The sequence below is a fragment of the Mordavella massiliensis genome (assembly GCF_016901695.1).
Lineage (GTDB): Bacteria > Bacillota > Clostridia > Lachnospirales > Lachnospiraceae > Claveliimonas > Claveliimonas massiliensis_A.
This window is the reverse complement of record NZ_JACJKS010000001.1, coordinates 185158-209744: the sequence shown is the minus strand read 5'-3', so window position 1 is coordinate 209744 and position 24587 is coordinate 185158. Positions and strand designations below refer to the sequence as shown.

At 54.1% G+C, this 24587-nt stretch carries 26 protein-coding genes; 17 read left to right on the top strand and 9 right to left on the bottom strand.

The genetic code is table 11. From position 1 onward, the window contains the following. The first annotated feature begins 30 nt into the window (after positions 1–30). The 5 genes from ileS (at position 31) to H6A20_RS01055 (ending at position 7899) form a co-directional block, all read left to right on the top strand. On the top strand, positions 31–3177 hold the full coding sequence (gene ileS / locus H6A20_RS01075; RefSeq protein WP_204905295.1) for an isoleucine--tRNA ligase: 3147 nt from the start codon (positions 31–33) through the stop codon (positions 3175–3177). A 23-nt stretch (positions 3178–3200) separates the two neighbouring features. Next, on the top strand, positions 3201–5687 hold the full coding sequence (locus H6A20_RS01070; RefSeq protein WP_204905294.1) for a glycogen/starch/alpha-glucan phosphorylase: 2487 nt from the start codon (positions 3201–3203) through the stop codon (positions 5685–5687). Between the two features lie 43 nt (positions 5688–5730). Continuing rightward, complete coding sequence (locus tag H6A20_RS01065; RefSeq protein WP_243426079.1) at positions 5731–6627, top strand: SpoIID/LytB domain-containing protein; 897 nt, start codon at positions 5731–5733, stop codon at positions 6625–6627. A 42-nt stretch (positions 6628–6669) separates the two neighbouring features. Continuing rightward, positions 6670–7494 carry a M23 family metallopeptidase gene (locus tag H6A20_RS01060; protein WP_204905292.1) on the top strand — a complete coding sequence of 275 codons (825 nt, stop codon included), beginning with the start codon at positions 6670–6672 and terminating at the stop codon, positions 7492–7494. Between the two features lie 165 nt (positions 7495–7659). Next, positions 7660–7899, top strand: coding sequence for a GIY-YIG nuclease family protein (locus H6A20_RS01055; protein ID WP_204905361.1), 240 nt, complete (start codon positions 7660–7662; stop codon positions 7897–7899). A gap of 44 nt (positions 7900–7943) precedes the next feature. Here the strand turns inward: H6A20_RS01055 and trhA are convergent, their stop codons facing one another. Further along, positions 7944–8606, bottom strand: a complete 663-nt coding sequence (trhA, locus tag H6A20_RS01050) for a PAQR family membrane homeostasis protein TrhA (protein ID WP_204905291.1) — start codon at positions 8604–8606, stop codon at positions 7944–7946. Positions 8607–8823: 217 nt separating this feature from the next. Between trhA and H6A20_RS01045 the strand changes: the two genes are divergently transcribed. Next, positions 8824–9438, top strand: coding sequence for an ECF transporter S component (locus H6A20_RS01045; protein ID WP_204905290.1), 615 nt, complete (start codon positions 8824–8826; stop codon positions 9436–9438). 17 nt (positions 9439–9455) lie between these two features. Here the strand turns inward: H6A20_RS01045 and H6A20_RS01040 are convergent, their stop codons facing one another. The 4 genes from H6A20_RS01040 to H6A20_RS01025 form a co-directional block, all read right to left on the bottom strand. After that, a complete protein-coding gene (locus tag H6A20_RS01040) occupies positions 9456–10013 on the bottom strand; it encodes a biotin transporter BioY (protein WP_204905289.1) in 558 nt (185 codons plus the stop codon). A gap of 168 nt (positions 10014–10181) precedes the next feature. Further along, a complete protein-coding gene (rbr, locus tag H6A20_RS01035) occupies positions 10182–10721 on the bottom strand; it encodes a rubrerythrin (protein ID WP_204905288.1) in 540 nt (179 codons plus the stop codon). Between the two features lie 26 nt (positions 10722–10747). After that, positions 10748–11290 carry an NADH peroxidase gene (locus tag H6A20_RS01030; RefSeq protein ID WP_204905287.1) on the bottom strand — a complete coding sequence of 181 codons (543 nt, stop codon included), beginning with the start codon at positions 11288–11290 and terminating at the stop codon, positions 10748–10750. A 90-nt stretch (positions 11291–11380) separates the two neighbouring features. Then, positions 11381–11776, bottom strand: a complete 396-nt coding sequence (locus H6A20_RS01025) for a Fur family transcriptional regulator (protein WP_204905286.1) — start codon at positions 11774–11776, stop codon at positions 11381–11383. Between the two features lie 288 nt (positions 11777–12064). Here H6A20_RS01025 and H6A20_RS01020 point away from each other — a divergent pair, with 288 nt between their 5' ends. After that, on the top strand, positions 12065–13012 hold the full coding sequence (locus H6A20_RS01020; RefSeq protein WP_204905285.1) for a C40 family peptidase: 948 nt from the start codon (positions 12065–12067) through the stop codon (positions 13010–13012). Positions 13013–13464: 452 nt separating this feature from the next. Beyond that, complete coding sequence (locus H6A20_RS01015; protein ID WP_204905284.1) at positions 13465–13665, top strand: DUF1858 domain-containing protein; 201 nt, start codon at positions 13465–13467, stop codon at positions 13663–13665. 59 nt (positions 13666–13724) lie between these two features. On the opposite strand, the gene H6A20_RS01010 is transcribed toward H6A20_RS01015, so the two are convergent. Beyond that, entirely contained in the window at positions 13725–14462 is a 738-nt protein-coding gene (locus H6A20_RS01010) for an adaptor protein MecA (RefSeq protein ID WP_204905283.1), read from the bottom strand. A 356-nt stretch (positions 14463–14818) separates the two neighbouring features. Here H6A20_RS01010 and H6A20_RS01005 point away from each other — a divergent pair, with 356 nt between their 5' ends. From H6A20_RS01005 to H6A20_RS00985, 5 genes are all read left to right on the top strand, one after another. After that, positions 14819–15100 carry a hypothetical protein gene (locus tag H6A20_RS01005; RefSeq protein ID WP_243426078.1) on the top strand — a complete coding sequence of 94 codons (282 nt, stop codon included), beginning with the start codon at positions 14819–14821 and terminating at the stop codon, positions 15098–15100. A gap of 158 nt (positions 15101–15258) precedes the next feature. Continuing rightward, positions 15259–17118 carry a glycosyl hydrolase family 18 protein gene (locus H6A20_RS01000; RefSeq protein ID WP_204905282.1) on the top strand — a complete coding sequence of 620 codons (1860 nt, stop codon included), beginning with the start codon at positions 15259–15261 and terminating at the stop codon, positions 17116–17118. Positions 17119–17238: 120 nt separating this feature from the next. Further along, positions 17239–17910, top strand: coding sequence for an N-acetylmuramoyl-L-alanine amidase family protein (locus H6A20_RS00995; RefSeq protein WP_204905359.1), 672 nt, complete (start codon positions 17239–17241; stop codon positions 17908–17910). Positions 17911–17935: 25 nt separating this feature from the next. Then, on the top strand, positions 17936–18985 hold the full coding sequence (locus H6A20_RS00990) for an L-threonylcarbamoyladenylate synthase (protein WP_204905281.1): 1050 nt from the start codon (positions 17936–17938) through the stop codon (positions 18983–18985). Positions 18986–19020: 35 nt separating this feature from the next. Further along, a complete protein-coding gene (locus H6A20_RS00985; RefSeq protein WP_204905280.1) occupies positions 19021–19509 on the top strand; it encodes a deoxycytidylate deaminase in 489 nt (162 codons plus the stop codon). Positions 19510–19591: 82 nt separating this feature from the next. Here H6A20_RS00985 and H6A20_RS00980 read toward each other — a convergent pair whose 3' ends face one another. Together H6A20_RS00980 and H6A20_RS13475 are read right to left on the bottom strand one after the other, a co-directional pair. Beyond that, positions 19592–21241 carry a recombinase family protein gene (locus H6A20_RS00980; RefSeq protein WP_204905279.1) on the bottom strand — a complete coding sequence of 550 codons (1650 nt, stop codon included), beginning with the start codon at positions 21239–21241 and terminating at the stop codon, positions 19592–19594. Positions 21242–21244: 3 nt separating this feature from the next. Next, positions 21245–21670, bottom strand: a complete 426-nt coding sequence (locus H6A20_RS13475) for a hypothetical protein (protein ID WP_243426076.1) — start codon at positions 21668–21670, stop codon at positions 21245–21247. 225 nt (positions 21671–21895) lie between these two features. Here H6A20_RS13475 and H6A20_RS00970 point away from each other — a divergent pair, with 225 nt between their 5' ends. From H6A20_RS00970 to H6A20_RS00960, 3 genes are read left to right on the top strand one after another with little or no spacing between them, the layout of a single operon-like run. Further along, positions 21896–22468, top strand: coding sequence for a TetR/AcrR family transcriptional regulator (locus H6A20_RS00970; RefSeq protein ID WP_204905278.1), 573 nt, complete (start codon positions 21896–21898; stop codon positions 22466–22468). After that, positions 22465–23214 carry a CPBP family intramembrane glutamic endopeptidase gene (locus H6A20_RS00965; protein WP_204905277.1) on the top strand — a complete coding sequence of 250 codons (750 nt, stop codon included), beginning with the start codon at positions 22465–22467 and terminating at the stop codon, positions 23212–23214. The genes H6A20_RS00970 and H6A20_RS00965 overlap by 4 nt, the downstream gene beginning before the upstream one ends. A 1-nt stretch (position 23215) precedes the next feature. Next, positions 23216–23410, top strand: coding sequence for a cysteine-rich KTR domain-containing protein (locus H6A20_RS00960; RefSeq protein ID WP_087168412.1), 195 nt, complete (start codon positions 23216–23218; stop codon positions 23408–23410). Between the two features lie 484 nt (positions 23411–23894). On the opposite strand, the gene H6A20_RS00955 is transcribed toward H6A20_RS00960, so the two are convergent. Beyond that, positions 23895–24137 (bottom strand): YaaL family protein, encoded by a 243-nt coding sequence (locus H6A20_RS00955; protein ID WP_204905276.1) that lies wholly within the window; start codon positions 24135–24137, stop codon positions 23895–23897. A 108-nt stretch (positions 24138–24245) separates the two neighbouring features. Here H6A20_RS00955 and H6A20_RS00950 point away from each other — a divergent pair, with 108 nt between their 5' ends. Continuing rightward, a complete protein-coding gene (locus H6A20_RS00950; protein WP_338106528.1) occupies positions 24246–24470 on the top strand; it encodes a pro-sigmaK processing inhibitor BofA family protein in 225 nt (74 codons plus the stop codon). Positions 24471–24587 lie beyond the last annotated feature (117 nt).

The window sequence follows — 24587 nt, the reverse complement described above, 5'->3', positions numbered from 1 at the left end:
ACCTGTTAACATTTTCACAAGGAGGAAGCCATGTACAAGAAAGTTTCTACAGACCTGAATTTCGTCGGCCGCGAGAAGGAAGTCGAGAAGTTCTGGGACGACAACCACATCTTTGAGAAGAGTATGGAGAACCGCAAAGAGGGCGAGACCTACACCTTCTACGACGGGCCCCCGACGGCCAACGGCAAGCCCCACATCGGGCACGTGCTGACCCGCGTCATCAAGGACATGATCCCCAGATACCGGACCATGAAGGGCTATATGGTGCCCAGGAAGGCCGGCTGGGACACCCACGGCCTGCCGGTGGAACTGGAAGTGGAGAAGGCGCTGGGCCTGGACGGCAAGGACCAGATCGAGGAGTACGGCCTGGAGCCCTTCATCAACAAATGTAAGGAGAGTGTCTGGAAATACAAGGGCATGTGGGAGGACTTCTCCGGCACGGTCGGCTTCTGGGCCGACATGGAGCACCCCTACGTGACCTACGACAATGACTTCATCGAGTCCGAGTGGTGGGCGCTCAAGAAGATCTGGGACAAGGGTCTTCTCTATAAGGGTTTCAAGATCGTGCCCTACTGCCCCCGCTGCGGCACGCCCCTGTCCGCCCAGGAGGTGGCACAGGGCTACAAGGACGTGAAGGAGCGCTCCGCCATCGTCCGTTTCAAACTGAAGGACGAGGACGCCTACTTCCTGGCCTGGACGACCACACCCTGGACGCTGCCCTCCAACATCGGCCTGTGCGTGAACCCGGAGGAGGACTACGCGAAGGTGAAGGCCGCGGACGGCTACGTGTACTACATGGCAGTGGCCCTTCTGGACACGGTCCTGGGCAAACTGGCCACAGAGGATGCGCCGGCCTACGAAGTGCTGGAGACCTACAAGGGAAAAGACCTGGAGTACAAGGAGTATGAGCCCCTGTACCAGTGCGCCTACGACTGCGCCGCGAAGCAGAACAAGAAGGCGTTCTTCATCACCTGCGACACCTACGTCACCCTGACAGACGGTACCGGCGTGGTACACATCGCCCCCGCCTTCGGTGAGGACGACGCCAAGGTAGGCCGCAAGTACGGCATGCCCTTCGTGCAGCTTGTGGATGAGAAGGGAAATATGGGCGAGACGACGCCCTTTGCCGGCCTGTTTGTGAAAAAGGCGGACCCGGAGGTGTTAAAAGACCTGGAGGCGAGAGGCCTCCTCTTCGACGCGCCGAAGTTCGAGCACAGCTATCCCCACTGCTGGAGATGCGACACGCCGCTCATCTACTATGCCCGCGAGTCCTGGTTCATCAACATGACGGCGGTAAAAGACGATCTGATCGCCAACAACAACACCATCAACTGGATCCCGGAGAGCATCGGCAAGGGCCGCTTCGGCGACTGGCTGGAGAATGTCCAGGACTGGGGCATCAGCCGGAACCGCTACTGGGGCACACCCCTCAACATCTGGGAGTGCGAGTGCGGACACCAGCACTCCATCGGCAGCATCGCGGAGCTGAAAGAAATGTCCGATAACTGCCCGGACGACATCGAGCTGCACCGCCCCTACATCGACGAGGTGACGATCAGGTGCCCGAAGTGCGGCAGACAGATGCACCGGGTGCCGGAGGTCATTGACTGCTGGTTCGACTCCGGTTCCATGCCCTTTGCGCAGCACCACTATCCCTTTGAAAACAAAGACCTGTTCGAGCAGCAGTTCCCGGCGGACTTTATCTCCGAGGCTGTGGACCAGACGAGAGGCTGGTTCTACTCCCTGCTTGCCATCTCCACGCTGATCTTCAACAAGGCGCCCTACAAGAACGTCATCGTCCTCGGCCATGTGCAGGATGAGAACGGCCAGAAGATGAGCAAGTCCAAGGGCAACGCGGTGGATCCCTTTGAGGCCCTGGAAACATACGGCGCGGACGCCATCCGCTGGTACTTCTACGTGAACAGCGCGCCCTGGCTGCCCAACCGCTTCCACGGCAAAGCCGTCGTGGAGGGACAGCGCAAGTTCATGGGCACCCTGTGGAACACCTACGCTTTCTTTGTGCTGTACGCGAATATTGACGGGTTCGACGCCACAAAATATACACTGGACTATGAGAAGCTGCCCGTCATGGACAGATGGCTCCTCTCCAAGATGAACACACTCGTGAAGACCGTGGATGAGGACCTCGGCAATTACCGCATTCCCGAGGCGGCCAGAGCCCTCCAGGAGTTTGTGGACGACATGAGCAACTGGTACGTGAGGAGAAGCCGCGAGCGCTTCTGGGCCAAGGGCATGCCCCAGGATAAAGTGAACGCCTACATGACCCTGTACACAGCCCTCGTGACCCTGTGCAAGGCGGCGGCGCCCATGGTGCCCTTCATGACGGAGGAGATCTACCAGAACCTGGTGCGCAGCATCGACGCATCTGCGCCGGAGAGCATCCACCTGTGCGACTTCCCCGTGGCGGACGAGTCCCGGATCGATGAGGAGCTGGAGAAGAACATGGATCTGGTGCTGAAGATCGTCGTCATGGGCCGGGCCTGCAGGAACACGGCCAACATCAAGAACCGCCAGCCCATCGGCCAGATGTTTGTGAAGAGCGCGCAGCAGCTCCCGGATCTCTACCAGGAGATCATCCGCGACGAGCTGAATGTGAAAACTGTAAACTTTACCGACGATGTACGCGCCTTTACTTCATATACATTTAAACCACAGTTAAAGACAGTGGGGCCAAAATATGGTAAAATGTTAGGTGGCATCAAGACGGCCCTGGACAGCGTGGACGGAAACGCAGCCATGGACGAGGTGAACGCCACAGGCGCCCTGAAGCTGGATGTAAACGGGCAGGAGATCACCCTGTTCAAGGAGGACCTGCTGATCGACACAGCCCAGATGGAGGGCTATGTGTCTGAGGACAACGGCGGCATCACTGTCGTGCTGGACACAAACCTGACGCCGGAGCTTCTGGAGGAAGGATTTGTCCGCGAGATCATCAGCAAAGTACAGACCATGAGAAAAGAGGCTGATTTTGAAGTGACCGACAAGATCCGCATCACCTACGACGGCAGCGGAAAAGCCGAGGGCGTCTTCGCTGCGCACGCACAGGAGATCGGAAGCGAGACCCTCGCCGTATCCGTGGAGAAAGCCGCTCCCGCAGGCTATGTGAAGGAGTGGAAGATCAACGGCGAGGCTGTGACGATCGGTGTGGAACGATAAGGATCTGAGAAAGGAATGGAGACATGTATAATCCAAGATTTGAGAAAAAAGCGTTTAAGAAGGAAGTAGAACACAATGTGAAGACCCTCTACCGCAAGACCGTGGATGAGGCGACGCCGCAGCAGCTGTTCCAGGCTGTGTCCTACGCGGTGAAAGAGGCGATCATCGACGACTGGATCGCCACCCAGAACCAGTTTAAAAAAGACGACCCGAAGACCGTTTACTATATGTCCATGGAGTTCCTGATGGGACGCGCCCTTGGCAACAACCTGATCAACATGACCGCCTACACGGAGGTGAAGGAGGCCCTGGAGGAGATGGGCATTGACCTCAATGCCATCGAGGACGAGGAGCCGGATCCGGCTCTCGGAAACGGTGGCCTTGGCCGTCTGGCGGCCTGCTTCCTGGACTCCCTGGCGACGCTGGGCTACGCGGCTTACGGCTGCGGCATCCGCTACCGCTACGGCATGTTCAAGCAGAAGATCGAGAACGGCTACCAGGTGGAGATGCCGGACAACTGGCTCAAAGAGGGCAATCCCTTTGAGCTGCGCCGGGAGGAGTACGCCAAGGAAGTGCGCTTCGGCGGCAACATCCGGGTGGAGTACGACGACGCCACGAACCGCACGAAATTCGTCCAGGAGAACTACGAGTCTGTCCTGGCCATCCCCTACGACATGCCGATCGTCGGCTACGGCAACCACCACGTGAACACCCTGCGCATCTGGGACGCCCAGGCCATCACGGACTTCCAGCTGGAGTCCTTTGACCGGGGCGACTACCACAAGGCCGTGGAGCAGGAGAACCTGGCAAAGACCATCGTGGAGGTGCTCTACCCCAACGACAACCACTACGCAGGAAAAGAGCTGCGCCTGAAGCAGCAGTACTTCTTCGTGTCAGCCAGCATCCAGGCCGCCGTGGCAAAATACAAGAGAACCCACGACGACATCCACAAGCTGCCCGAGAAGGTCATCTTCCAGATGAACGACACCCACCCCACCGTGGCTGTGGCAGAGCTGATGCGCATCCTTCTGGACGAGGAGGGACTGGGATGGAACGAGGCGTGGGAGATCACCACACACTGCTGCGCCTACACGAACCACACCATCATGGCGGAGGCGCTGGAGAAATGGCCCATTGACCTGTTCTCCAAGCTGCTCCCCAGAGTGTACCAGATCATCCAGGAGATCGACCGCCGCTTCCTCATCCAGGTGCGCGAGATGTACCCGGGCAACGAGGAGAAGGTGAAGAAGATGGCCATCCTCTACAACGGGCAGGTGCGCATGGCCCATCTGGCCATCGTGGCCGGCTTCTCCGTAAACGGCGTGGCCCGGCTCCACACAGAGATCCTCAAGCACCAGGAGCTGAAGGATTTCTATGAGATGATGCCCCAGAAGTTCAACAACAAGACGAACGGCATCACACAGCGCCGCTTCCTCATGCACGGCAACCCGCTCCTGGCGGACTGGGTGACAAAGAAGCTGGGAAGCAAGGACTGGATCACAGACCTGTCCCTCATGTCCGGCCTGAAAAAATACGCGGACGACTCCAAAGCGCTGGCCGAGTTCACAGATATCAAATACAGGAACAAGGAGCGCCTGGCGGCCTACATCCTGAAGCACAACGGCATTGAAGTGGATCCCCGCTCCATCTTTGACGTGCAGGTGAAGCGCCTCCACGAATACAAGAGGCAGCTCCTCAACATCCTCCACGTGATGTACCTGTACAACCAGATCAAGGAGCACCCGGAGATGTCCTTCTATCCGAGGACATTCATCTTCGGCGCCAAGGCGTCCGCCGGCTACATCCGGGCAAAAGAGATCATCAAGCTCATCAACTCCGTGGCGGACGTGGTCAACAACGACCGCAGCATCAACGGCAAGCTGAAGGTTGTCTTCATCGAGGACTACCGGGTGTCCAACGCGGAGATCATCTTCGCGGCGGCGGATGTCAGCGAGCAGATCTCCACAGCCTCCAAGGAGGCGTCCGGAACCGGCAACATGAAATTCATGCTCAACGGCGCGCCCACGCTGGGAACCATGGACGGCGCCAACGTGGAGATCGTGGAGGAGGTAGGCGTGGAGAACGCCTTCATCTTCGGACTGAGTTCTGAGGAGGTCATCAACTACGAGAACTACGGCGGCTACCACCCCCAGGATATCTACCACAACGACCAGGACATCCGCAAGGTGGTGGACCAGCTTGTGGACGGCACCTACTCCCACGGCGACACGGAGATGTACCGCGACCTGTACAACTCCCTGCTCACCAACCAGGGTGGCAACCGGGCGGATATGTACTTTATCCTCAAGGATTTCCGCTCCTACGCGGAGGCCCAGAAGAAAGTGGAGGAAGCCTACAAGGATACCGAGGGCTGGGCAAGGAAAGCCCTCCTCAACACGGCGTGCTGCGGCAAGTTCACATCTGACCGCACCATCCAGGAGTACGTGGACGACATCTGGCATCTGGATAAGATCCGGGTGGAAGTGAAGACGGACACGGACGAAGAATAAATAAAAGAGCCCTCTCATACACTTCTGTATGGGAGGGTTTTTTATGCGCAGCAGACTGAAAAAAGCCGGATGCTACATCATCATCATCGTACTGCTCCCCTATATTGTGACGGTGTTCCTGAGCGGGCCCCTTGTGGAGACGGGCGCCCCGGCCGCGGACGCTCTCACGGTCAAAGCGGTAAAGGGGGAGGAAGAGGCAACGCTTCCCCTCTCCGACTACTGCATCGGGCGGATGGCCCGGGAGATCCCGGCCGACTATGAAGAGGAAGCCCTGCAATGCCAGGCGGTCCTCGTGCGCACCTCCGTCTGCAGGGCCATGGGGGAGGGAGGAAGCCAGGTGACCCTGGAGGATGAATACTGGACGGAGGAGGAAATGCGGCGGGAGTGGGGCGGCCGGTACGGGCGCTATCGCAGAAAGATGGAGGCGGCCTGGGAAGACACGGAGGGACAAGTCATCGTGTACGGGGACAGCCCTGCGAATACGCCGTTTACGAGGCTGACAAACGGGAGCACCAGGGACGGGAAGGAAGTGCTGGGAAGTGAGGATTTTCCGTATCTGAAGATCCGGGACTGCCCGCTTGATATCGAGTCGGAGGAGCAGCTCCAGACCGTCGTCCTGGACGACATGGACGCGGAGGTCACCGCATCCGATACAGCCGGCTACGTCACCCAGGTGCGGGTGGGGCAGGAGACGGTAAACGGGGAGGCGTTCCGCCAAACCTACGGGCTTGCTTCAAGCTGCTTTATCCTGCAGAAATACGAGGGAAAACTGCGGGTTACGACAAGGGGCGTGGGGCACGGACTCGGGCTTTCCCAGTACACGGCAAACGAGATGGCGAAGGAGGGGAAAGACGCAGCGCAGATCCTGCAGTATTTTTTTGAGGGAACGCAGATCCGGGAGGTGGCACAAATCGTCACAAATTCCGGCGCGGCAGAATAATGCCGCACGCTTCTGGCAAAAATACAGTCAGAGGTGATGAATATGAATAAGAGACAGAAACCCTCAAAACCAAGGAGAGGGGCAGGGATCACGCTCGCCGTGTGCTTCGTGGCCGCAGCGGTCATGGTGGGAACATATACGATCCAGAGCAGCCGGGAGCTGCAGCGCAGGCAGCAGGCACAGGAAGAGGAGGCTAAGGAGAAGGAGCAGGCCGGCCAGGAAGAGGCGGGCAGCAGCCTGGTGATCAATACCAGGGAAGATCCGGACGGGGAAGCCGGGGACGGACAGGCCCGGGATGGCCAGGCCGCTGATCCCAAGGATGCGGAAGGCGCCGCGTCCCAGGATGCGGGCGGTACATCCGCGGGGACGGACGCCGGGACAGATGCAGAAAGCGGGGCGCAGACCGGCGGGAACGCGGCCCAGACAGCCGGGAGCGCCGGGGCTTTGCAGTTCGGGCAGGACAGCATCCTGCTCTGGCCGGTGGACGGCAATGTGCTCATGAATTACAGCATGGACAAGACTGTCTATTTCTCCACCCTGGACCAGTATAAGTACAACCCGGCGCTTATCATCTCCGGAGCGGAGGGGGATCAGGTCATCAGCTCCGCCCCGGGCGTTGTCAAGTCCATTGACGAGAGCGCCCAGACGGGGACTACGGTCAACATTGACATCGGGGGCGGCTACGAACTTTTCTACGGGCAGTTGAAAGATGTGACTGTGAACACGGGAGACCGGGTGGAGGCCAAAACGGTGATCGGCTATGTGGCGCAGCCCACAAAGTACTACAGCGTAGAGGGGTGCAACGTATATTTCGAGATGCGCAAAGACGGACAGCCGGTGGATCCGGTGGACTATATGGCAGATTAGGACGGGGAAGAGGAGCATACCCGGAAGGCCGGTGCGAAAGCGCGCCGGCCTTTCCCTTTAGAAAAGGCGAAAAACGTGGTATACTGACAGGGCAGAGCGAAATCTGTAAAAACGTGAAACAGGGTGAAAGCGGTGGATAACCAGGAGAAACAGAATTATACATATATGGTGGCCTGCAGTGACGGGAGCCTCTACACCGGCTGGACAAACGACCTTGAGAAGCGGGTCAGGTCCCACAACGAGGGAAAAGGGGCCAGGTACACGAAGAGCCGACGCCCGGTGGAGCTTGTCTGGCACGAGGCGTTTCCGACAAAAGAGGAGGCCATGCGTCGGGAGTACGAAGTCAAGCAGTTGACCAGGAAAGAGAAGGAGGCGCTGATCCGGGGGGAAGGAAGCCGCGGATAAAATCACCGGAAGTGCCAAAAGGCACTTCCGGATCTGTCAGATCTTTACAGGACGAATGCGTACATCACCACAAAGTGGCAGGCACTCCCGGCCATCACAAACAGATGGAAGATTTCGTGACTTCCGAAATACTTGTGTTTCCCGTTGAAGATGGGAAGCTTCAGCGCGTAGATGACGCCGCCGATGGTGTAGATGATGCCGCCTGCCAGGAGCCAGCCGAAAGCCGCCGGCGAGAGGGCGTTCAGGATCTGGGTGAAAGCGAGCACGCAGGTCCATCCCATGCCGATGTACAGAACCGAGGAGACCCACTTCGGGCAGTACACCCAGAAGGCCTTCAGGACGATGCCCAGGATGGCGATCCCCCACACGATGGCGAGAAGGATGATGCCCGTCCGGTTCCGGAGCACGAGGAGACAGATCGGCGTGTAGCTCCCCGCGATCAGGACAAAGATCATCATGTGGTCGATCTTCTTCAGGATCGTATTGACCTTTCTGGAGCGGTCAAACGTATGGTAGGTCGTGCTCGCTGCGTAGAGCAGGATCAGGCTCAGGGCGTACACGGCTATGGATATCACGTAAATGCGGCCGGGTTCATGCATGGCCTTGATAAGAAGGGGCACTGCTGCAAAGACAGCCATCAGCATGCCGATGAAGTGTGTGATCGCGCTTCCAGGATCTTTGATGTGTGTTTTGATCATCTGTGTCATAACAATACCTCCTAGAACTAAAATCTTTTACATGTAGTAATTAAAACTACGTTGTCTTATATCTATATTATAACCGGCATTTCAAAAAAAGCAACAAAAATTCTTTTGTATTTCAAAACAAATAAACTGGACTGGTTAAAAATAAAATAACTGGCTGTTTATACAGATCCAGTCTGGTGGTATCATAAGGGTACACAAAAGGAAAGGAAGTCATCGTATGGAACAGAGAAATCAGACGATCATGAAACTTGCGCAGACAGCCATCCTGGCAGCCCTGTGCTATGTGTCATTTACCTATCTTCAGATAAAGATCCCCATGCCGGGAGGAGACGCTACCTCCCTTCACATCGGCAATGCATTCTGCGTGCTGGGCGCCCTGCTGCTGGGAGGCTGGTACGGCGGCCTGGCGGGCGCGATCGGGATGGGCATCGCGGATATCATGGACCCCATCTACATTACAGGGGCGCCCAAGACGTTCATCCTGAAGCTGTGCATCGGCCTGATCACGGGCCTGGTGGCCCACCGGATCGCAAAGATCAGCGAGAGCACGGACAAGGGTTATGTGGCGAAGTGGAGCACCATCGCCTCCATCGCAGGACTCGGGTTCAACGTGATCGCGGATCCGGTGGTGGGATACTTTTACAAGATGTACATCCTCGGTCAGCCCCAGCAGATGGCGGAGGTGCTGGCCAAGTGGAGCACAGCCACCACGTTTGTGAATGCGGTCGTGTCCACCGTTCTCGTGTCTGTGCTGTACAACGCAGTGCGGCCCATCCTCCTTCGGAGCGGGCTTCTGATCCGCCCGTCGGGGCATGCCAGGCCAATGGCATAAAATAAAACAGAATCAGATTACAGAAAGCGGATCCGTTTTCTTACAGCCGGCCCTGCGAGCAGCGCGAGCAGCATCTTCAGGATGTCTCCCGGAATGAAGGGGAGAACGCAGGCAGCCAGCGCCGCGGCGGGGGATGCGTCCATGACCACGCAGAACCAGGCGGTGCCGAGAGCGTAGCAGAGGGCAGTGCCTGCAGCCATGGCGAGGAAGTGGAGGATCCGCTTTTTTGTATGGCTGATGATCAGCCCGGCCGCCACTGCCATGGGGAGGAAGCCGATGATGTAGCCGCCGGTGGGGCCGGCCAGCTTCCCGAATCCGCCGGAGAAGCCGGAGAAGACAGGCAGCCCGGCCAGGCCGAGGAGGATGTACACAGCGCAGCTGACCGCCGCGCACCTCCACCCGAGCAGATAGAGGGACAGGTAGATGACCAGGTTGGTGAGGGTGACAGGCACCGGCCCGATGGGAAGGGAGAGGGGGGCCAGGATGCAGGTCACAGCAGTCATCAGGGCGGTTGCGGACAGGGTGTAGATCCTGCCTTTTCTGCCTGGACCGGCAGCAGTTACAGGTTCGCGCATAGGGGAACAGCTCCTTTCTTCGTAAAACTCTTTTTTGAGGATAGCATGCATGAACCTGATTGTCAACCAAGTATAGCACAATAGTTAACAAACAGAACAAAAAAGCGGGGCACCCGAAAGATGCCGCCGCTTCTTTTCATTTCTTCATTTGCCTGAAAGCCGTGTATCTTAGTAGTTCTCGGCCTTTCTCTCAAAGTAAGCTCTCGGATGCGCGCACACCGGGCACACCTCGGGCGCTTCCTCGCCGTAGTAGATGAAACCGCAGTTGCCGCACTTCCATCCAAGGGGAGCCTCGCCTTTGAAGGTCTCGCCTGCCAGGTAGTGCTCCAGCAGTCTCTTGTAGCGCGCCTCGTGAGCAGCCTCCACCTGGGCTACGCCCTCAAACTTGGCGGCCAGCTCCTCGAAGCCCTCCTCGCGGGCCTCCTCAGCCATGCGCTTGTACATGTCGGTCCACTCGAAGTTCTCGCCCGCAGCCGCATCCTGTAAGTTCTCGTCTACGCTGCCGATGCCGTGGAACTCCTTGAACCACATCTTGGCGTGCTCCTTCTCCTGGTTCGCCGTCTCCTCAAAAATGTTCGCCATCTGTACGAAGCCGGCCTTTCTCGCCGCGCTTGCGTAGTAGGTATATTTGTTCCGGGCCTGGGACTCGCCGGAAAATGCTTCCATCAGGTTTTTCTCTGTCTTGGTGCCTGCATATTTGTTTGCCATGTCTCAGTCTCCTCTCTGATCAGATCTTAGCCAAAGTATCTCTTGAGAAGACCCTCGAAGGCTTTGCCGTGACGGGCCTCATCTCTTGCCATCTCGTGGACGGTGTCGTGGATCGCGTCAAGGTTCGCGGCCTTTGCGCGCTTTGCAAGATCGAACTTACCTGCTGTAGCGCCGTTCTCAGCATCTACGCGCATCTCAAGGTTCTTCTTTGTGCTGTCTGTGACAACCTCGCCGAGGAGCTCGGCAAACTTCGCTGCATGCTCTGCCTCCTCGTAAGCTGCCTTCTCCCAGTACAGGCCGATCTCCGGATATCCCTCTCTGTGAGCCACTCTTGCCATGGCCAGGTACATGCCGACCTCGGAGCACTCTCCCTCGAAGTTGGCCCGCAGGTCTGCCAGGATGTCCTCGCTCACGCCCTGGGCAACGCCTACCACGTGCTCAGCAGCCCACTCTCTGCCGCCTGTCTGCTCTTTGAACTTCTCAGCAGGTGCATGACAGACCGGGCACTCAGCCGGAGCTGCCTCTCCTTCATAAACATAGCCGCATACTGTACAAACAAATTTTTTCATGGGTTTCTACTTCCTTTCTTATTCTTATATTTTAATATCAGTAATTGTTACTGATATTAATTTACACTCTTTTTCGGGAAATGTCAATACCTATTTTGCATTCTTTTTTAAACAATCCCTGCATGTTCCGTAGAACAGCGCCGTGTGGTGGTCTATACTTCCATCAAAGCACGTTTGCGCCTGTTTGTCAATGGAATCCATTGGTTTCATTTCCAGATCGATCACCCTGCCGCAGGAGGTACATATTACATGATAGTGCGGCTTTGTCGCAGCGTCGAAACGGTCGCCGCCGTCCGGGGTGGTGATCTTTGCGATCTCTCCTATGTCCGCCAGAAGATTCAGGTTGCGGTACACAGTTCCCAGGCTGATGCGCGGGAATTCTTCGCGCACATGCATGTAGACGGTGTCAGCGGTGGGGTGCTCCTTCGTGCCTGCAAGGAATTCCTTGATGGCCTCCCGCTGTCGGCTGTATTTCAGAGTCGCCATGTGTCAGCCTCCTTTCGTTAATAATAATGATAATAATTACTGTAATTTGATTATAGCAGACGGGGCGGAAAAGTCAATGTGGAAACTGAAATGTAACAAATTGTAACAATTATCGACGTTAAAAACCGGTCCCCTTCCGAAAAACATAAGAAAATGCAGAGCGAAAAAAGTGATAATACTGTTGACAAGCGGAAATTACAGTGGTACGATCATATTGTAACATTTGTAACAATTCTGTAATATTTACAAAAGATAAGGAAACATAAACAAAGCAATAGGAGGATGTTTATGAATTCTTCTCTTAAAAGAGGATTGTTCATCGTTACTTTGACTGGAATGATCTCCTTCTCCGGGGAGAAGGCGGAGGCGTCTGAGGAAGCTTCGCAGATGTCCCTGCCGGGAGTCGGGATCGAGGCGGTGCTGGACGACTGTCTTGCGTCCGGTCTTGTGACAGAGGCGGACAGCAGTCTGGTATCCGGGACTATGGGTGAGTATTCAGATATGGCGTTCACGGATGTGGGAGCGGATACGTTTCTGTTCGTGCGAAGTGAACCGACGACACAGAGCGACTGGGTCGGCAAGCTGTACCGGGACGACGCCGCGAAGATCAAGGGTCCTGTGGGCGAGTGGACGAAGATCGAGAGCGGGTCGGTCACCGGCTATGTGTACACGGATTACATTATAATAGGAAAAGACGCGCAGCAAAAAGCCCAGGAGCTCATACAGGCCTCCGGAAGTCCGGACGGGGAGAGCGCATTTACCTATGCGGTTTCCAGACAGGAGGAGGAAGAGCGTCTCGCCAGGGAGGCGGCGCAACAGGCTGAGGCGGCCAGGGAAGCAGCGCAGCAGGCGGGCGGCGCAGGTGAACAGCAGGCGGCGGCCGCCCCGCAGACGGGGACCGGACAGGCCATCGTGGAGTATGCCTGCCAGTTTATCGGCAACCCCTACGTCTGGGGCGGGACAAGCCTGACGAACGGGGCGGACTGCTCCGGGTTCGTGCAGTCCGTATACGCCCACTTCGGGATCAGCCTGCCCCGGACCACGTGGGATCAGGAGTACGCCGGCACGGCTGTCAGCTACGACCAGGCAGCGCCGGGCGATCTGATCCTCTATGAGGGCCATGTGGGCATCTACATGGGAGACGGACAGATCGTCAACGCTATCAACGCCTCCAAGGGGATTGGCGTGATACCGGCCACCTGTATGCCGATCAAGACAGTGCGGCGGGTGATCTGACAGAAAAGAACATTGCCGGTCAGGGAGATATTATATCCTGGCCGGTCTATTTTTTTGCGCGCAAACAGATAAATATTTTATGTCTTAAGAGAAAAATCGAATTCCTGTACAATATACACAAAAATGTAAAACCATGTAAAAAGATAGGGACAGGAGTTATCCAAGTTATCCACCAAAGAAACCATGAAAAAGGTGGAAAAATTAAAGTTTTCCCAAACTTATCCACATTATCCACATGGAAAACCCCGATTTTGGTGGATTACTTATGGTAAACGAAAGAACACATGTTTTGTGAAGAAATAATAAAATTCGCGTTTTGTCGAAAAAAAGAGGGCGGAACCTTGACAAATAAATAACCAGAATTTTACATGAATTTGATTTTAAATGTTTACACAATGCGGGAAAGCGGATATAATAGGGAATACTGAAAGACAAAGGAGGCGTAACAGACCATGATCACAAAGGAAACGACAATCGGCGAACTGCTGAACATCAATATGAACGTTGCCCCGATCCTCATGGAGATCGGCATGCACTGTCTGGGCTGCCCGGCATCCCAGGGCGAATCCCTGGAGGAGGCCGCCATGGTGCACGGTATCGACGCAGATTTGCTTGTAGAGAAGATCAACGCATTTCTGAAGGCGAACGAATAAAAAAAGACTGCCTGTGTGATGCAACACAGGCAGCCTTTTTTTTCTTACATTTCATTCTCTTAAATCTCTGCAAGCTGCTGCACGGCATTGCCGGACAGAAGCGTCTCGCAGTGCTCCTCCAGGAATGCCAGCGATGCGCTGGAGGCCCGCTCCAGGGAGCCGTACTCGGAGAGCATGTTGCAGATCCTGTTAAAGTCGCGGGTCTTCATATCGGACTGTGTGAGAACGAGAATGTAGAGCTCCGCTTTCTCATCTTTATATAATGTATTGGAACCGGTGTAGATGGACCGCAGCAGCCTGGCTGCCCCGATCACCTGATCCATGGTCTCAAAAGAGAAGAACCGGATCGCCGGCGCTTTCTCCTTTTCTTCTGTATCTGTGTCCGCAGTCGCCTCCTTCGGCAGCGCCGCAACGCTTTCCTTTACTTTGCCGATGAGGTTCAGGAGCTCTTCCGCGCCTTCCAGTTTCTCGAGGGCGCTCTCCCTTACGGACTCCCAGTCGCCGCCCGGGGAGGGGGCGAATTTAGAAAATCTCGTATCCAGTTCCTCCGGATCCTCGACTTTCGTAATGATCAGCACAATGGAGTCGGCGGAAGCGGGAACCGCTTCGATCATGAGGGGGAGGTCATCCGCCTCAAAGCCAAATTCAAAGGCTGCCTGCTGCATCATATCATGGAAAAGTGATCTTGCTTTCTCGGTTCCATAGGCGAGCTCGCTGAGCTGGAGCTGCCTGGCGGCCAGATCTGCGCGTGTGAGGGTGCAGCGGATCTGGTTGTCGCTGATCTTCTCAATCTTCATATTATCACTTCCTTTTTCACAGTATAGCATAAGGGGGCAGGGGCATTCAATAAAATAAAAATAAAAAAAGCTTGCGTCAACATAACGGACCGTGTATAATAGTTGCACAGGAATTAGTATTCCCACTTCACAAATTCTTAGAATGGACCGGGAGATCCGATCCGTTCATCAGGATTTCCAATGTAAGATCAGAGTATTTATCCAATGTTAATTTCCAAAAAACGTCAGATTGCCAATATGAACCAAAGGAGGAGTTTGCAGCACCACAGGAATACGGTTTCTGTAGCAGGGCCTATCCTAATATATCACGCACTTCCGAAAGGGGAGATAGGCTTTGCAGCAACGTTGATCTAGTTATGATCCATTTTATGCGGCGGCTGCGCAAAGTTGCGCCCGCGCAGAAAAAGGAGGCAGCTATGCCGGAGGACACAAAGGAGTATCAGGACCTGTTCAGGGAGCTGGACAGCTATGAGAAACAGGGAGTATGTATGGAACTGGAGGGGAAGCCGGCAAGCCCGACACAGATCGTGAGAGCGCATATGATCCGGGAGGAGCCCGGCTATATGCGGGACTATGTACTGAACGAGAAAGGAGACGTGAAAGCGCTGTACTTTGACCATGTAAAAAAGGACAGATAAAAGACATAAAAAAGCCGTAAGGCGCGGACACCCCTCGCAAAAGTCTTGAAAATGTCGAAATAGATAATGACGTGTGCCGTAAATGTTGGTATAATAGTGCATATATGATGCTGACATCACAAGCCGGATCATGCCGGCAGGATATACGGAGGTAAGACATGGACCAGAGACGCACGGACCAGAAGCGCGCGGATCAGCGGCGTACCGATCAGCGGCGCGCGGCTCAGCAGCGCAGGAGAAGGCGGCCCGCACAGGGGCGCAGACAGGCGCGGCGCAGAAGGAAGCGGAATCTTATCCTGAAGACAGGATTTCTCATTATACTGATCGTGGCGGCCATTGCAGCGTTCTTCCTGTGGAGACGATACGGACCCTCGGATGAACCGGCTGACCGGAATGCATATTATGGAATAGAAAGCGAAGGACAGGTCGCTGTTGTCGTGAATAATGAGGTGCTGGAACCGACGGCTGTGATTTCGGACGGAAGGGCCTACGTGGAGTACTCTACGGTCCGGGATTACATCAATTCCAGGTTCTACTGGGATCCGGCGGAGAATATCCTTCTCTACACGCTCCCCACGGACACGGTGCGCGTGGATGTGGGGGCCAGCGAGTACACGCTGGCGAACCAGAAGACAGGCACAGACTACGTCATTTTAAGGACAGAAGGAAGTACAGCGTACATCGCGCTCGACTTTATCGCACAGTACACGGATATGTCTTATGAGGTCTTCACGGATCCGGACAGGGCCGTGGTGGTGACCGAGACCGAGGAGATGACGGCAGAGGTAAAACGCGACACCTCCGTCCGCTACCAGGCCGGCGTGAAGAGCCCGGTCCTGACAGAGGTCTCCAAGGGGGATACGGTGGCGCTCATCGAGGATGAGGGTGACTGGAAGAAAGTGCGGACCCAGGACGGCTACATCGGATATCTGAAGAAGAACCGGCTCCGGGATGAGGAGAAGACCACATATGATCGCGGCTTCGAGGAGCAGCAGTACACGAATATCACCAAAGACTACACTATCAACATGGCCTGGCATAATGTGACCAACTCCGACGCCAACAGCAGTGTCCTGGAGATGATCGCCAGCACCAAGGGGCTGACTACCATATCGCCCACCTGGTTCCACGTGGCGGACACAGCCGGCAATCTGACTTCGATCGCCAGCGCGGAGTATGTGAACTATGCGCATCAGTCCAACATCGAGGTATGGGCGGCGATCCGGGATTTTGACGGGGGCATCAGCTCCCAGGAGGAGTCCCTGGCGCTGCTGTCCAGCACCACGAGCCGGACGAACCTGATCAACCAGCTCATGTCGGCGGTGTTCCAGACCGGCGTGGACGGCATCAACGTGGACTTTGAGATGATCTCCGAGGAATGCGGGGAGCACTACATCCAGTTTATACGGGAGCTCTCCGTTCAGTGCAGGAAGAACAACATCGTGCTCTCGGTGGACAACTATGTACCCCAGAATTACAACCGGCAGTACCACCGGGAAGAGCAGGGCGTTGTGGCAGACTATGTCGTCATCATGGGCTACGATGAGCACTACGGCGGATCGCCGGTGGCCGGGTCCGTGGCTTCCTACGACTTCGTGAAAGCCGGGATCGAGAATACCCTGGCGGACGTGCCGGCTGAGAAAGTGATCAACGGCGTGCCGTTCTTCACGAGAGTCTGGGAGGAGACGCCCAAGACGGAGGAGGAGATCGCGGCGGCCCAGGGCACAGACGCGGCGGAGTACACCATGAACGTGACGAGCACTGCCTACGGCATGGCGGAAGCCAGGTCCGTGGCGGAGCAGGCCGGCGCCCAGATCACCTGGGACGAGACGACGCAGCAGAACTATGCCACATGGGAGGCGAACGGCGTCACCTATGAGGTCTGGCTGGAAGATGCCCAGTCGCTGGAGCCGAGGCTGAAGCTCATGAAGGAGTACGGGCTGGCCGGGACGGCGGCATGGCGGCTCGGGCAGGAGACGTCCGACATCTGGGAGCTGATCGTGCAGTACGTAAATTAAAGACAGACGATACGGTCTGAGAAGGCATGCATAAGCGCCGCCTGTCAGCCATATACTGCGTATAGATGTGAAATCTATCGCCTGTATAAGGCCGGCAGGGGGTGCTTTTTTGTGAAGAAGATGCTGGAATTCCTGCTTGCGCTTGCGGTGCTGGCAGCCCTTCTGTGCGCGGGGGATAAGGTCCGCACGTATGTCAGCGTACAGCAGGAACATGTTTCCAGGAGCCTGGTGGTCCTGGACCCTGGTCACGGCGGGCGCGATCCGGGCAAGATCGGGGTGAACGGGGAGGAGGAAAAGGACATCAACCTGGCCGTGGCCCTCCGGACAAGGGAGGTGCTGAAAGACCATGGCATAGAGGTGGTGATGACCCGGGAGGAGGACGCGATGCTGGGGGATGCGGACGCGCAGAACCGGAAGGCGGCGGATATGCGGGAGCGGGTGAAGATGATCAACGACCTGCGGCCGGCCATCGCTGTCAGCATCCATCAGAACAGTTATACGGACAGCGCGGTGAGGGGGCCGCAGGTCTTTTATTACACCCACTCTGAGCAGAGCCGGCAGGCGGCAGAGATCATGCGAGGGGAGCTTTTGGAGGCGGATCCGGAGCACGCCCGCCCTGTCAAGGCCAACGACACGTACTATCTGCTGAAAAAGACAGAGGTGCCGGCCATTATAGTAGAGTGCGGCTTTCTGAGCTGCCCTGAGGAGGCGGAGCTCCTCGCGGATGAGGCGTACCAGGAGAAGATGGCCGCATCCATCGCGAAGGGCATCGAAAGCTGGGTGGTAAAATAGAGGGATTGATGCTATAATAGGACTCATGAAAACGAGAGTAGAAAAAATTGACAGGACAAATATAAATATGGATGCGATCCGTGCGGCCGGGGAGATCCTGAAGCGGGGCGGCCTGGTCGCATTTCCCACGGAGACGGTGTACGGGCTTGGGGCCAACGCCCTGGATGAGGAGGCGGCCCGGAAGACCTACGCGGCAAAGGGGCGCCCCTCGGACAATCCGCTGATCGTACACATTGCGCAGCTTGAGGATCTGCGCGCCATTGCGAGGCAGGTGCCGGATAAGGCGCTCATCCTGGCCCGGACATTCTGGCCCGGCCCCCTGACGATGATCTTTGACAAGAGCGGGATCGTGCCGGACGGGACGACGGGAGGACTTGACACGGTCGCCGTGCGGATGCCGGACAACCCGGCCGCGCTGGCGCTCATCCGGGCGGCCGGCGGCTACGTGTCCGGCCCCAGCGCCAATACGTCCGGCCGGCCGAGCCCCACCACAGCGCAGCATGTGCGCGAGGACCTGGACGGGAAGATCGATATGATCCTGGACTGCGGCCCGGTGGAGATCGGCGTGGAGTCCACCATCGTGGACATGACGGTGGAGCCGCCCATGATCCTGCGGCCGGGCGCGGTGACAAAGGAGATGCTGGAGGAGGCGGTCGGGGAAGTGGCCGTGGACCACACGATCCTGACGGCGGACAGCAAGACGCCGCCCAAAGCGCCGGGGATGAAGTACAGGCACTACGCCCCCAGGGCGGAGATGGTCGTGGTGGAGGGCCCCCTGGAGCGGGTGACCGCCCGGATCCGGAGCCTGGCTGCAGAACAGGAAGCCCGGGGACACCGCACCGGGATCATCGCCACGGAGGAGACGGTGGGACGCTATGACCACGGCAACGTGAAGTGCATCGGCACAAGGGAGGACGAGAGCACTGTGGCGGCCAATCTGTACGCGGTCCTGCGGGAGTTTGACGCGGACGGTACGGAGTATATATACAGCGAAGCCTTTGACGAGGGCGGGATCGGACATGCGGTCATGAACCGGCTTCTCAAGGCTGCAGGCCACCATGTGATCCAGGTGTGACCATACAGGAGAAATGCGGAAGAGGAGGCGTTTTTATGGCAAATCAGAGGGAGGACTATATCAGCTGGGACGAATATTTCATGGGGGTCGCGATGCTTTCGGGGCTGCGGTCCAAGGATCCGAACACCCAGGTGGGATGCTGCATTGTGAGCCAGGACAACAAGATCCTGTCCATGGGGTACAACGGGCTGCCCATCGGCTGCCCGGATGCGGATTTCCCCTGGAACAGGGAGGGGGAGGACCCGCTGGAGACGAAGTATGTGTACACGGTGCACAGCGAGCTCAACGCGATCCTCAACTACCGGGGCGGCAGCCTGGAAGGCGCCAAGCTGTACGTGTCCCTCTTCCCCTGCAACGAGTGCGCCAAGGCGATCATCCAGAGCGGGATCAAGGAGGTCATCTACGACTGCAACAAGTATGAGGGGACTCCTTCCGTGTCCGCCTCCATGCGCATGTTTGACGCAGCGGGCGTGAAGTATCACCCCTATAAGCGCACGGGCAGGAAGATCGAGATCGAACTGTAAGACAGGAAAAAAGGAATGCCGGATCATGTCTTGAGTAGTGATAAGGAAGTAATCGTATCTTGCAGGGCGGCATAGCGTGTGGCTATGCCGTTCTGCCTTTTCTTTGCCGTTCAATCACTTGACTGTCGTTAGGAAGATTTACTTCCCCAATAAAGTTCCAAACAATCTGTACTTTCTGTCGGCGGTGGCCGCTGGACTTGTCCGGCGCATGGACTATGATTTTCTTCACAAACTCATTCACTATCGTAGGGGTTAATTCTTTCACGCCCACATACTTGCGAATGACGGCGGCAAAGTTGTCAAAGTCTGCCTTGTCCTGCTCGAAGATATGAACAGCGTTTTGCTCTGCATAAACAAACTCCGTCAATTCTTTCTGCTCGGCTTCATACTCCGCAGACAATTTCAAAAACCGTTCGTGGCTGATTGTTCCGTTTACATCATCTTCATAAATCCGCTTGAAAATCCGGTCAAGTTCGGCTATCCGTTTTTCTGCCTGCTCCAATGCTTTCTTGCGCCGCTTCATATCCTTTTCCGTGTTCTCAAAACGCTGTTGATATACGACATCACGAAACGAAGTAATGTCGTCGAAAAACATAGCGGTTACATCAAAAATCCGTTGCAGGACAATCCGTTTCAGCGTTTCCTCTCGGATATAATGGGCGGTGCAACTTCCCGTATTGCTCTTGTAACGGGAACAGCGGTAACTGTCTTGCGAGGGCGTCAAACTGCTTGCCGTATGGAAGTGTAGTTTACCACCGCAGTCAGCGCAAAAAATCAAGTTGGAAAACAGCCCTTGCCGTTCCGCTTGCTTGGCGGGGCGGCGTTTGCTCGCCCTTAATTCCTGCACCCGTTCAAAGAGTTTTTCGTCAATGATTGCTTCATGGGTATTGCGGAAAATCCGGCGGTTTTCGGGCGTGTTCTCATACCGCTTTTTCAGTTTGTTTGACTTGGAATAGGTTTTGAAATTGACCGTATGTCCGCAGTATTCAAAACGCGCTAAAATCTTGGAAACAGAGTTTGCGTCCCATAAATACGGATTATCCGGCAAAGGCTTTCCGGCGCATTTTGCATAGTAAGATTTTACCGTCAAAACTTTTTCCTTTTGCAGTATTCTTGCAATCTGCATAGGACCTTTCCCGTCTACACACAGCGCAAAAATCTTTTTGACTACTTCGGCGGCTTCTCCGTCCACAACCCATTGTTTCGGATTGTCCTTGTCCCTCAAATATCCGTAAGGCTGTTTCCCCATGTGTTCTCCGGCATTTGCCTTTGCGTTAAGTATCGCTCGGATCTTCCGGCTTGTATCGCGTGCATAAAAATCGTTGAACAGGTTGCGGAATGGGGTAAAATCGTTGTCGCCCTTGTCGCTGTCCACACCGTCGTTGATTGCAATATAGCGAATATCACGCTCGGCAAAGAAACTCTCGGTGTAATAGCCGACTTTCAGATAATCACGCCCCATGCGGGACATATCCTTGACGATAACCGTTTTGACCTTTCCCGCTTCCGCAAGCCCTATCATTTCATTCCAGCCGGGTCTATCGAAAGTTACGCCGGAAACGCCGTCGTCAATGAAAAAAGTCGGGTTAGGGAAACCGTTGTCCTCTGCATACTGCAAAAGGATTTTTTTCTGATTGACAATGCTGTTACTGTCCCCATCAAGCGCGTCCTCTTGACTTAACCGGGCATATAAAGCGGTAATGTTGTCGGGATAATTTTTCGTTGTTGTCATTGTTCATTCCTCCTGTAATGAACGCCCGACAAACAGGTTGTTATCTTCATTATAGCGGACTTCCTTTTCTTTGTCAGCAGGCGTTTTCACGGTTTCCGATTTTATGAGCCGTTTCATTTTGTCATAGAGCAGTTCAGAGCCGCCGCAAACCGTTGACACTTCATAAAGCGTGCCGCCAACTTTGTATGTAACGATTTCATTCAGCGGGTTGCCCTTTTTCGGTAGCAAATCGTTGTATTCAATTTCTTGTTTCCTTTCCATTCCTTTCCCGTCCTTTCCTTGTCTTGAGTAAGGAGCAAGCACAGCAAATGAGTACCCATTTGCCGCTTGCTTCTTCCGCAGCAAGCATAGGAAAGGGGTACCCTTTCCGTAAAATGCGCCGCATTTTCTCTTGTTGGGAAAATCCCAAACCCTTTTGTGTTCTCTCACTCAATATCCCGTCCGAAAAGCGGCTTTTGTTGCACTTTGTCCCTCACTATATACAACACCGCACTTTGCGATTTTGCCAAAGTTTTGAGAAAGTTTTTGAAAAAACTTCAGAAAAGCCTATTCAAAACACTCCACAGAATGTTCCTAACCCTATTGACATTCATTGAGTTTTGATATATAATCATTGTTATATAACATTAATGATTTTTCGAAAGGAAAGTACTTATGCCACCAAAAGTAAAAGTGACAAAAGATATGGTTATTGACGCTGCTTTTGAGATAGCCCGTGAAGCAGGAGCGGAAAACATCAATGCAAGAACTGTTGCAAAGAAACTGAACTGCTCCACACAGCCAGTCATGTACCATTTTGCAACGATTGAAGAATTGAAAAAAGCGGCTTATGCAAAAGCAGACGACTATCATACAGAATATCTAATGAATATTAAAAGCCCGCAGAAAGGCGTTATGCTTGGAATTGGGTTGAATTATATCCGCTTTGCGATTGAAGAACCGCATTTGTTCCGCTTCCTTTTTCAATCGAACTTTTTTAATGGAACGACTTTGCTTGAAATGATAGATGCCGAAGAACTTGCGCCTGTTCTTTTGGCAATGCAAGGAGCAGTCGGAGGAAGTATAGAGCAAGTGAAAGAAATTTTTTTGACAGTTTTTTTATTTGCTCACGGATATGCGAGTATCATAGCCAACAATTCTTTGGAGTATGATGAAGAACTCATAAAATCTCATTTAGAACGGGCTTACAGAGGGGCAATATTAGCAACACAGGAGGAAACGAAATGAGAAAACTATACGAAAAAAACGAACTGACTTTTGCGATTGTGTGGATTGTGATTTATTGTGTGCTGCAATCTTTAGCCAATCCACTAAATGAAAAAATAGGGGTTGAATATTCTGCAAGTGCAATTTTTTCTATATTACAGTCCGTGATCCTCTTGGTTTTTATTCGAAAAAATAACTTACTAAAACGATATGGGCTTTGCAAATCTCCTATATCTGCCAGCCGCTTTCTGTTCTATATTCCCTTGATAATTTTAGCCACAAGAAATTTTTGGAACGGAGCGGCGTTTAATTTGAACTTGGCAGGAACTGTCTGCTATATTGCCTGTATGCTTTGGGTTGGATTTTTAGAAGAAGTTATTTTTAGAGGACTGCTTTTCAAAGCGATAGCAAAAGACAATGTAAAAACGGCAATTATCATTTCAAGTGTTACATTTGGTTTGGGACATTTATTAAACTTGGTGAATGGCAGTGGTGCGGGAATAGCAGAAAACTTACTTCAAGTTACAGGGGCGATTGCGATTGGTTTTCTGTTTGTCATTCTTTATTATCGTGGCGGTAGTTTGTTCCCTTGCATAATTACGCACTCCGCAATTAACATCACAAGTGTTTTTGCAAATGTGGTAGGATTGACGATAGAAAAGCGTATCATCTTCCAGTTGGTACTGTTTGCAATTACTATTACTTATTCATTTATTCTCATAAAGACACTCCCTAAAAATCAGTATTACGACAGGGAGGATAACTGATATGGAAAATGTGATTTCAGAATGGTTGCGCTGCCCTGTTTGCGGAAATAAGACAAGGCTGAAAATCCGTGGGGACACAGAACTAAAATATTTTCCGCTGTTCTGTCCTAAGTGTAGACAAGAGACTTTAATCAATGTAAAACATCTGAATACCACAGTTATCAAAGAGCCAGACGCACAGACGCAGAGCCGATAACACGCAGATCAAAATGCGGTTATCGGCTCTTTTATTTTTTCTCGGATAAATATAAATACCGCTATGTCGACAAACTTTTCTTGACCTTATGAGGAAATAGCAAAGCCAAGAAAAGCCGTCAAGGGTCAAGATGAACGCTTCGCGCCCTTGACGGCTTTTCCCGTCTTTGCTCACAGGCAGACAAGAGGGCGCAAACGGAAAGACCGCTTGCGCCCTCTATCTATCATAGGTGTCTTGTGGTCATTTAGGGGTTAAAAAAGCCTTGATTTATACGGCTTTGCGGGCTCGAAAACAGAGGGGTAAGGTGTTTATATTCAATCCCTCAAAAACGGCGTTCTATTGCGTAACAAAGCGGATATACCGCATTTCGTGATATACCCGCTTTCTGTTATTACAACCTGTCTGTCAGCCGTTAGATAGTTCCTTATCCCTCTTTATCATGTGGTCCGGCATTCTTTTTGGCATTTCCGGTGATTGCGGCCTGCTACGCGTCCAGGGCCTTCGCCTGCCGCAGGAGAAAGCAGTATCGTTTCCAGGCGGCGTTGCCGCTGTAGATATAGCAGTCGATGAGATCCGGGTCGCTCGCGTTCTGGAAGTTGTTGTAGGCGTTCTCGATCTCCTGCCTGGCCTGCGCGATCTCCGCGGCGAGATCGAAGTTCTCCCGGTCAAAGGAGAGCCTCCGGTAGATATCTTCCTCCGCTGCTCTTCCCCGCTGGAACAGTCTCATGGGCGTCACCTCCGGTGGTTGTTTCTCTTTATTTCCAGTATAGCCGGAAAATGGGAATATCATACCCGGAGGAGCCAATATATATGTAAAAAAGACGGAGGCTGCGCTGTGACAGAGGACAGGGATGTTTCCCTACGCGGGGGATGGATCGTAAACTTTTTTGTGCGGGCGCTCGTTGGGATGGCAATCATTTTCTTTGTAAATTATTTTCTTGACTCCCGAGGCGTCAAACTGTCTGTGGGGCTTGGACCGGTCTCGTTTTTGACGTCCGGAATGCTCGGAATTCCGGGGGTTGCGCTCCTTTACGGGATCATGCTCTACCAATCTTTGTGAGAATTTCACAAAGAAAAAATAATTTGAAAAAGGCTATGGACATTTCGGGAGACCAGGTCTATAATACACCATACAAGTTTTCATAACTTGTATCTGATCGATCTTATTGGAAATCTG